Raw genomic sequence first — 2472 nt, 5'->3', positions numbered from 1 at the left:
ACCCAAAACCCAAAACCCAAAACCCAAAACCCAAAACCCAAAACCCAAAACCCAAAACCCAAAACCCAAAACCCAAAACCCAAAACCCAAAACCCAAAACCCAAAACCCAAAACCCAAAACCCAAAACCCAAAACCAAATGGAAAAACAAAAAAACAGCACGCTAGAAGTAATCAAAAAAGGTTTTATCGATTGCTTAAAGATTACACTAGTATTTACGCTTGTTTTTTCGTTGTTGCAAGGAGATTTCAGTCCTCAAAGTCTACTCACCACTTTTTTAGTTAGTGCTCTATATTCTTACGGAATTGGTTTTGGAAACGGACTCATCAATGATATTTTGGACCGTAGATGGAATTGGTTAGAGCAAACCAATTTGAGAGTGTATTTTGGGATTTTTTGCACCATTTTGTACACCGTTCCCGTAGTTTTAGGGATAGACTATTTGACTTTTGTAGTGTTTTCAAAACTAGAAGTTTCGGAGTTTTTTAACAACAGAATGGTTTGGGTGCATATGTTTTATATCATTCTTTCCTTGGGAGTTTCGACCTTTATGCACGCACGTAGTTTTATGCTCAATTGGAAACAAGCTTCTAAAAAAGAAGTATTCGAACAAAAGATTATTGCAGGAACAGCTTCGGCTAAATTTGAAACCTTAAAAAATCAAATCGACCCACATTTTCTTTTCAATAGTTTGAATGTGTTAAGCTCGCTGATTGAGGAAAATCCAGATAATGCCCAACGATTCACTACTTCTTTGTCTAAAATTTACCGCTATGTGTTGGAACAAAAAGATAAAGAATTGGTATCGGTAGCCGAGGAATTGAGTTTTGCAACTACGTATATGAAATTGCTGAAAATGCGCTTTGAAAACAGTTTGTTTTATGAGGTGACTGCCGAAGTTCAAAATCAAGATGCCAAAGTAGTACCGCTTTCACTGCAATTGTTATTAGAAAATACCGTAAAACACAATGTGGTTAGCGAGCAAAGACCTCTACACATCCGAATTTATATTGAAAATGATTATTTGGTGATTCAGAATGATTTTCAAAAGAAAGAAGTATTGCAAGACCGCCAAGGTGTTGGATTACAAAACATCATCAATCGATACGCCATCATTACCAAACGAAAAGTACTGATTGAACAAAACGAACAAACATTTACCGTTAAAATACCCATTTTAACCCAACAAATAACTGTTATGGAAACGACATTAAATTACAGAGAAAACAATGCGTACTACCGCGCAAAAAAGAGAGTAGAGGAATTAAAAGGATTTTATGGCAACCTGATTTCGTATTGTGTAGTGATTCCCATTTTAATTTATGTGAATCTTACTTTTGTCCCGCAATTTCATTGGTTTTGGTTCTCCGCTGGAGGCTGGGGATTCGGTTTGATTATGCACGGTTTCAAAGTTTTTGGTTACAGCTCTAGCTGGGAAGAACGAAAAATTCAAGAGATTTTAAGAAAAGAAGACGAACAACAAAAATGGAAATAAAGATGGAACGAATAGATACCAATCAAGAACAAGAAGCTTTGGTTCAAATGGCCAAAGAGAGAGTGAAAAAACTGAAAGATTTTTATTTTCACATGATATTTTTTATGTTAGGCGTAGTAATCTATGTTTTGAAAACGTATTATGGTGCACCTTTGAACTTTTTTCCCATACGTTACATCAACGGTTTTGTGATGGCGATTTGGACGACCTTTTTTGCTATTCAAGCGGTTCAATTGTTTTTTACCGAAGTAATCTTGGGTAAATCTTGGGAAGAAAAGCAAATTAAAAAAATGATTGAAAAGAACAACGAAAAACAAATTTGGAAATAATTATGGAAGCGAAGTATCAAGAAGAAGACAGATATTATCAAGCCAAGAAAAGAGTGGAGGATTTAAAAGGATTTTACGGAAATTTGACCTCTTACATTGTAGTGAATATATTTTTAGCAGTAATTAATTTGTTGACCTCGCCAGGATATTTATGGTTTTTTTGGCCTTTACTAGGTTGGGGTGTAGGCGTGTTCTTTCACGCGATGAAAGTGTTCAATTGGATGCCTATTTTCGGTAAAGAATGGGAAGAGCAAAAAATCAAAGAGTTTATGGAAAAAGAAAAACAATCCAGTAACGATTGGAAATAAAAAATTATATGGCTGTCCGCTTATATGTACCAACAATTCAACTATGGAACACGGATGACACGGATGGTTCGGATTTTTGCTGATTTATATATGAAAACCCGTTTAAATCTGCGTCATCTGCGTGCCATTTTTAATATTGAAACAGGTAACGGATTGTCAAAAAAAATTAAATAGCAAATAAGATGGAAAATAAACAAAACGGTTCTACTGGGTTTTGTGTGAATATCCATTTAAGTCACCGTGAAAAAAAAGAATAGCTGTTCTAAAATTTTGCTTGTTTCTATATCCTCTACCGATTCGTTTTAGCTCTTCAATTGCACCGTTAATTCTTTCTGCTCTGG

At 35.0% G+C, this 2472-nt stretch carries 3 protein-coding genes; all 3 read left to right on the top strand.

Features of this window, described 5'->3' with window-relative positions:
* The first annotated feature begins 138 nt into the window (after window positions 1-138).
* The 3 genes from O9307_RS10885 to O9307_RS10875 are packed head-to-tail and all read left to right on the top strand — an operon-like array spanning window position 139 to window position 2131.
* Window positions 139-1494 (top strand): histidine kinase, encoded by a 1356-nt coding sequence (locus O9307_RS10885; RefSeq protein ID WP_298299004.1) that lies wholly within the window; start codon window positions 139-141, stop codon window positions 1492-1494.
* A gap of 2 nt (window positions 1495-1496) precedes the next feature.
* Window positions 1497-1823, top strand: coding sequence for a 2TM domain-containing protein (locus O9307_RS10880; protein WP_139363452.1), 327 nt, complete (start codon window positions 1497-1499; stop codon window positions 1821-1823).
* 2 nt (window positions 1824-1825) lie between these two features.
* Window positions 1826-2131: a 2TM domain-containing protein gene (locus tag O9307_RS10875; protein WP_298298997.1), complete on the top strand. Its 306-nt coding sequence runs from the start codon at window positions 1826-1828 to the stop codon at window positions 2129-2131.
* Window positions 2132-2472: the final 341 nt, after the last annotated feature.

The sequence above is a fragment of the Flavobacterium sp. genome (assembly GCF_027531905.1).
In the GTDB taxonomy this organism is placed as follows: Bacteria; Bacteroidota; Bacteroidia; order Flavobacteriales; family Flavobacteriaceae; genus Flavobacterium.
The sequence above is the reverse complement of the archived record's forward strand: the minus strand, read 5'-3'. Positions and strand labels throughout refer to the sequence as shown.

Coding starts and splice junctions, on each gene's coding strand:
- O9307_RS10885 (WP_298299004.1), top strand. CDS start 139: ATGGAAAAACAAAAAAACAGCACGCTAGAAGTAATCAAAAAAGGTTTT.
- O9307_RS10880 (WP_139363452.1), top strand. CDS start 1,497: ATGGAACGAATAGATACCAATCAAGAACAAGAAGCTTTGGTTCAAATG.
- O9307_RS10875 (WP_298298997.1), top strand. CDS start 1,826: ATGGAAGCGAAGTATCAAGAAGAAGACAGATATTATCAAGCCAAGAAA.